Origin of the sequence: Micromonospora sp. NPDC049089, from assembly GCF_040648775.1 — a bacterium.
GTDB lineage: Bacteria > Actinomycetota > Actinomycetes > Mycobacteriales > Micromonosporaceae > Micromonospora.
On the sequence record NZ_JBEZEH010000292.1, the window covers coordinates 1 to 6,457 of the forward strand.

6 protein-coding genes are annotated in these 6,457 nt (G+C 72.5%); 1 reads left to right on the plus strand and 5 read right to left on the minus strand.

Annotated features, from left to right (window positions below; genetic code table 11):
- Positions 1-188: 188 nt before the first annotated feature.
- The 4 genes from AB0B48_RS31210 to AB0B48_RS31225 are packed head-to-tail and all read right to left on the minus strand — an operon-like array spanning position 189 to position 4,309.
- Positions 189-1,151: an aldo/keto reductase gene (locus AB0B48_RS31210; RefSeq protein WP_357207843.1), complete on the minus strand. Its 963-nt coding sequence runs from the start codon at positions 1,149-1,151 to the stop codon at positions 189-191.
- 37 nt (positions 1,152-1,188) lie between these two features.
- Positions 1,189-1,986 carry a nucleotidyltransferase domain-containing protein gene (locus AB0B48_RS31215; RefSeq protein ID WP_357207845.1) on the minus strand — a complete coding sequence of 266 codons (798 nt, stop codon included), beginning with the start codon at positions 1,984-1,986 and terminating at the stop codon, positions 1,189-1,191.
- Complete coding sequence (locus tag AB0B48_RS31220) at positions 1,983-3,662, minus strand: ATP-binding cassette domain-containing protein (protein WP_357207847.1); 1,680 nt, start codon at positions 3,660-3,662, stop codon at positions 1,983-1,985. Before AB0B48_RS31220 ends, AB0B48_RS31215 begins: the two co-directional genes overlap by 4 nt.
- 41 nt (positions 3,663-3,703) lie before the next feature.
- A complete protein-coding gene (locus AB0B48_RS31225) occupies positions 3,704-4,309 on the minus strand; it encodes a methyltransferase (RefSeq protein ID WP_357207850.1) in 606 nt (201 codons plus the stop codon).
- A gap of 102 nt (positions 4,310-4,411) precedes the next feature.
- Between AB0B48_RS31225 and AB0B48_RS31230 the strand changes: the two genes are divergently transcribed.
- Positions 4,412-5,521, plus strand: a complete 1,110-nt coding sequence (locus AB0B48_RS31230) for a hypothetical protein (RefSeq protein ID WP_357207853.1) — start codon at positions 4,412-4,414, stop codon at positions 5,519-5,521.
- A gap of 12 nt (positions 5,522-5,533) precedes the next feature.
- On the opposite strand, the gene truA is transcribed toward AB0B48_RS31230, so the two are convergent.
- Positions 5,534-6,364, minus strand: coding sequence for a tRNA pseudouridine(38-40) synthase TruA (gene truA / locus AB0B48_RS31235; RefSeq protein ID WP_357207856.1), 831 nt, complete (start codon positions 6,362-6,364; stop codon positions 5,534-5,536).
- Positions 6,365-6,457: the final 93 nt, after the last annotated feature.

A 6,457-nucleotide genomic window follows, 5' to 3' on the forward strand; every position in this document is an offset into this window, starting at 1 on the left:
CAAGGCTGTCCGCCCGCCCCCCCCCCACCGCCCCAACCCCGGGCAGCCCGGGGCCGGCCCCCCCGCCGCGCCCCGGCCCTGTGTCGTCTCGGCTTCCGTGAAGTCGGGGCTTCCGTGAAGTCGGGGCTTCCGCAGACCGCAGATGCCCCGCCTTCACGGAACGCGGGTGGATCAGCGACAGCGCGCCGTCAGAGGATGGCGCGCAGCGCCGCCAGATCGTCGTCGCTGGGCTCCCAGACGCCGGCGGCGGCGTTGGCACGCACCTGCTCGGGCGTTGTGGCACCGGCGATCACCGAGGTCACCGCCGGCTGGGCGGCCAGTCCGCCGATCGCCACCTGGAGCATCGTCAGACCCCGCTCGGCCGCGTACGCCTCGATCGCCTCGATGGTGTCCCAGTCGGCCGCGGCGAGCCGCTCCGCGTACCGGCCACCACCGGAGAGCCGGCTGCCGGCCGGCGGCTGAGCCTCCCGCTTGTACTTGCCGGTGAGCAGGCCGTTGGCGAGCGGGAAGAACGGCAGCATGCCGAGGCCGAACCGCTCACACGCCGGGATCACTTCGGCCTCCACGGACCGCTCCACCAGGCTGTAGTGGTTCTGTGCGCTGATGAAGCGGGACCGGCCGTTGGACGAGGCGACCCAGTCCGCGTCGGCGATCTGCCAGCCGGCGAAGTTGGAGTTGCCCAGGTAGCGCACCTTGCCGTCACGGACCAGGTCGTCCAGGGCGGCGAGGGTCTCGTCGATCGGGGTGCCCGGGTCGGGCTCGTGCATCTGGTACAGGTCGATGTGGTCGGTGCCGAGCCGGCGCAGCGACGCCTCCACCGCGCGGGCGATGTAGCGCCGCGCACCCCGTGCGCCGTAGTCCGGTCCGTTGAGACCGTTCATGTCCATGCCGAACTTGGTGGCCACCACCACGTCGTCCCGGCGGCCCTTGAGCGCCTGCCCGAGCAGTTCCTCGGAGCCGCCCTGCGGCTCGCCGTAGATGTCGGCGGTGTCGAACAGGGTGATCCCGGCGTCCAGGGCCGCGTCCACCACCGCCCGGGTGCCGTCGAGGTCCAGCTTGCGGCCGAAGTTGTTGCAGCCGATGCCGACCACGGACACCACGAGCCCGGAGTCGCCCAGCCGGCGATAGGTCATGTCAGTCACGCGATCCACCCTATGCCGGCTCGGTGCGGGCCACCTCGGCGGCGGCTCAGCCGACCACCTCGGTGACCAGCTCACGGGCGGCGTTGACGGTCGCGGCCAGCTCGGCCGGACTGCGGCCGACGCCACCGAGCAGTGCCTGCGCCCGCTGCGCGAAACGCGGAGGCGCCCCCGGCAGCCGGCCCGCTGCGGCGATCATCCCCTTCTCGTTGATCAACCAGTGGCCAGCCCGGGCGTGCAGCACCTGGGCGAGCACTCCGACCGCCCGGAACAGGCAGCCGGCGACGTACCCGCTGTCCCCGCCTGCGGCGGCCTTGGCCGCGCCGGCCAACAGGAACCCGGCCTCCCAACCGCCGGCCACGAGCGCGTCGGCCAACGCGGGCGGATAGTCCCGGGCCTGCTCCTTCAGCGCGGTCAGCTGGCCGGTCGGGTCCGCCAGCACCTGGCACAACGCCACCTCGCCGACGTAGGCGGACGAGTAGAACCCGAGCGGGTGCCCGGCCTGCACACCGACCTCGTACCGGCCGGCCCGGCAGTCCGCCCAGGCGCTGTGCACCCGGTCGAGGTCCCGGTAGATCCAGTCCACGGCGACCCCGCCGATCCGCAGCCAGCCACCCCCGTCCACCCAGGGGCCCCAACCACCGGGGGCGGTGAGCGCGACGGCGGTGTCGGCGACCGTCGCGGCCACCGCACGCAGCGCCGGCAGGTCCAGCTCACCCCGGTAGTAGAGACCCAGGTCCCAGTCGGAGTCCGGGCGCTGCTCGCCGCGCGCCCGACTGCCGCCGAGCGCCACGGCCACCACCCCCTTGACGGCGCACAGGCGGTCGGGCAGGTCGGTGGGGATCACCCGACATCCCAGACCGGTTCCGGCGTCTCCACCACCTCGCTGTCGCCTCGGAACAGCACGAACCTGTCGAAGGAGCGGGTGAACCAACGGTCGTGGGTGACAGCGATCACCGTTCCCTCGAAGGCGTTCAGGCCCGTTTCGAGAGCTTCCGCGCTGGCCAGGTCGAGGTTGTCGGTGGGCTCGTCGAGCAGCAGCAGGGTCGCCCCGGACAGCTCCAACAGCAGCACCAGGAACCGGGCCTGCTGCCCGCCGGAGAGCGTCCCGAAGCGCTGGTCGCCCTGCGCGGCCAGCTCGTAGCGGCTGAGCACACCCATCGCCGCGTGCCGGTCCATCCCGGTGCGGTGCTCGTCGCCCCGCCACAGGATCTCGACAAGCGTCTTCGACATCAGCTCCGGCCGGTCGTGAGTCTGGGAGAAGTGCCCGGGGCGGACCCGGGCACCGAGGCGGGCCGACCCCTCGTGCATCACCGGAGCGAGCGCGCCCGCGCCGTCGACCGGGCCGTTCGCCGGGTCCGGGTCGGTGCCGCCGCGGGCCAGCAGCCGCAGGAAGTGCGACTTGCCGGTGCCGTTGGCACCGAGCACCGCCACCCGGTCGCCGTACCAGATCTCCAGGTCGAAGGGGAATGTCAGGCCGTCGAGCTCCAGCTGCTCGCAGACCACCGCGCGCTTGCCGGTCCGCCCGCCGCTGAGCCGCATCCGGATGTCCTGGTCCTTCGGGGGTACGGGCGGCGGCCCTGCCTCCTCGAACTTGCGCAACCGGGTCTGCGCGGCCTGGTAACGCGAGGCCAACCCGTCGTTGTACGCGGCCTTCTGCTTGTACATCAGCATCAGCTCGCGCAGCTTCTGGTGCTCCTCGTCCCAGCGCCGGCGCAGCTCGTCGAGGCGGGCGTGCCGAGCCACCCGAGCCTCGTACCAGCTGGCGAAGCCGCCCGGGTGCACCCAGGCACTGCCACCCTCGACGGCGACCACCCGGTCGGCGCTCTGGGCCAGCAGCTCGCGGTCGTGCGAGACGTAGAGCACCGACTTCGTCGACTCGCGCAGTCGCGCCTCCAGCCAGCGTTTGCCGGGCACGTCGAGGAAGTTGTCAGGTTCGTCGAGCAGCAACACCTCGTCCGGGCCGCGCAGCAGCAACTCCAGGGCGAAGCGCTTCTGCTGGCCGCCGGAGAGGGTACGCACCGGACGGTCCCGTACGGCGTCCCACGGCTTACCGAGCACGATGGTCGCGACGGTGTCGAAGAGCACTTCGGCGTCGTACCCGCCGGCCTCGCCCCAGGCGCCGAGCGCATCGGCGTACGCCAGCTGGGCCTTGCCCGCGGCATTGCTGAACTTGCCGTGGGCCTCGGCCGCCCGCATGGCCGCCTCGGTCTCGCCGAGCCGCCGGCCGGCGTCGCGAAGCGCCGGCGGGGCCAGCGACAACGCCAGGTCGGCGACTGTCGACTCGTCGCCGATCATGCCGATGAACTGGCGCATCACACCCAGCCCGCCGGCCCGCGCGACGACGCCGCTGCGCACCGGCAGGTCGCCGGCGACCATCCTCAGCAGCGTCGTCTTTCCCGCGCCGTTCGGCCCGACCAGGGCGACCTTGCTGCCCTCCCCGACCCGGAACGACACGTCGGCGAAGAGTTCCCGACCGTCGGGCAGGATGTGCCCGACCGCTGCCACGTCCACGTATCCCACGCCGGGATCCTGCCCCAGTGAGGGTCGGGGGGTACATCCAATTACCGGGTGACGCGCAGCACCCGGAAGCCTTTCTGGCTCGCGTACCGCTCGACCTGCCAGCTCTGCTCGGTGAGCCAGCGTTGCAGCGAGTCGCCGCCGAGGTGTCGGGCGACGACCAACCAGCCGACGCCGTCCGGGGCGAGTCGGGGCAGCCAGCGCAGCAACAGGTCGTGCAGCCCGTCCTTGCCGATCCGGATGGGCGGGTTCGACCAGATCTGGGCGAAGCGGATGTCGTCCGGAACGTCGTCCGGCGCGCTGACCCGGACCCGGTCGGCGGCACCGACCCGAGCCGCGTTGGCGGCGGTCAGTTCGCGGGCCCGGGCGTTGACGTCGACGGCCCAGATGGTGCTGCTGGGCGCGAGGTCGGCCAGCACGCAGCTGATCGGCCCGAACCCGCAGCCGAGGTCGAGCAGGTCACCGGTGGTGTCGTCGGCGGGCAGCTCGGCCTTGCGCAGCAGCACCGCGGTGCCCGGGTCGAGCCGGCTGGCGGAGAACACCCCGCCGGCCGAGGTGAGCCGGTAGTCGCGGTCGGCGACGGTGAACTCGACCTCGCGCGCCGGGGCGTCGCTGGTGGGCTGAGCGGTGAAGTAGTGGTCGCCGGTCACCCGACAATTCTCGCACCGGTCCGGGGCGGACCTGACACGGCCCGCACGTACATTTCCCTGAAATTACCACCTAAAGGGACAATGACTCCTACTCTGGGCGACATGGTGTATCGGTACCAGTCCGATGAGGACGCTTTCGAGGAGTACCCGGAGCCCGGGTCCGACCTGTCGGTGCTCGGCGCCGGTCCGCCCCCGGCGGCCGGGCCCTCTCCGTCACGCTTCCCCACGCCGTCGCTGCCCCGCCCGAACCAGCTCTCGCTGCCCTCGTCGCAGCCGGCACCGGCTCGTACCGAGGTGCCGCAGCTCGGGCCGGCCGGCCACGCCGATGCGCCGCAGGCAGTGCCGACACGCGCCGACATCCCACCCGCACCGCCGCGCAGCCAGATCTACACCTCGGCGACGGCTGCGGAGCCGCCCGCCCGGCGCGGCGGCGGTCGACTGTGGCAGGCACTGATCGGCGGCGCAGCCGTCCTGGTGCTGCTCGCCCTCTGCGGCCTCGGTGCCGCCGCGCTGCTCATCGACCGCGGCGAGCAGCCGCAGAGCAACCCGACGAACCAGCCGAACGCCGCCCCGACGTCGGCGTCGGCGGAACGGCTGGCCCTCGACTCCCGGGACACCGACCAGGCCCCGCTCACCGCCAAGGAACTCTTCCCCGGCAAGGAGCTGAAGCTCACCGACGGCCAGCCGAGCTACCAGGTGCTCAAGACACAGTCCAGCGGCAGTTGCGCCGTCGCCGCCACCGACGAGGTCGCCGACCTGCTGGTCCGGCTCGGTTGCAACCAGATCGTCCGGGCCACGCTGAGCACGCCCGACGACAGCCACCTGGTCACCGCCGGCCTGTTCAACCTCACCGACAAGGTCAGCGCGGAACGAGCCCGAGATCGGCTCCGGCAACTTCTCGACGAGCGGCAGGGCCGTTTCCGTGGCCTCACCGGGAACGACGGCGACGGCACCGATGTCCTGGCCAACGCCCCGGCACGCGTCGGCTGGCAGGTCCGTGGCCACTACCTGGCGTACGCGCTGGTGGTCCGCAAGGACGGCACAGCGGTCAAGGCGGGAGACGCCAAGGTCCGCGAGATCCTGTTCGACATGATCGAGTTGCACCTCAGCCGGGGCGTACTACAGAGCCGGGCCGACGGTGGCACCGCCTCGCAACCGACGGCGGCACCTACCGGCAGCAACGCCAACCAGGGCGATCTGCCCGGCGACTGACAGTGCGGACGGTCAACCCTCGATCGGGACCCGCAACCGGCGGGTGAGGGTCGCCCGTTGGGCGTACTCGGCCGGATCGGCCGGGTAGCCGACGGCGACCAGGGTCAGCCCGCGCGCGGGGGCCACCGTCACCTCGCTGGACCGCTCCCGCTGGGTGAGCAGAGTTCCCGGCCACTCGACCGGGCGGCGGCCGTCCCCGGCCACCAGCATGGCTCCCACCAGGCTGCGCACCATCGCCTGACAGAACGCGTCCGCCTGCACCGTGGCGACCAGGATGTCGTCCGGGTCGCGACGCCAGTCCAGCCGGGTCACCTCGCGCAGTGTGGTGGCGTGCTCCTTGCGCCGGCAGTACGCGGCGAAGTCGTGCTCCCCCACCAGCCTGGTGGCGGCGGCGTTCAGCGCGGCCAGGTCCAACGGCTTCGGCCAGGCCAGCACCTCGTGGCGGCGCAACGGCTCGGCGCCGAAAGGCGCGTCGGTGACCCGGTACTCGTAGCGTCGGAAGGTGGCCGAGAACCGGGCGTCGAAGTCGGCCGGCACCTCGGTCATCGCCCGTACCCGCACGTCGGTGGGGAGCAGCCGGGCCAGACGACGCAACAGCCGCCCCTCGTGCTCCCGCCACACCTCCACGGGCAGGTCCACGTGGCACACCTGACCGGTGGCGTGCACTCCCGCGTCGGTCCGCCCGGCGACCGTCAGCCCGGTGGCGGTACCGACGCCGAGGACCAGGTCCAGGGTCTCGACGAGCACCCCCGCGACGGTGCGCCTGGTCGGCTGGGCTGCCCAGCCGGAGAAGTCGGTGCCGTCGTACGAGACGTCCAGCCGCAGCCGGATCCGCTCGTCCACCTCGTACCTCCTGTTACGGGTCGGGCCCCGCCCCCCCAGGGGGGGGCCGGGCCGCCGATTGCCCGGATAAGGCCCAGAAATAGGGGGGCTCGT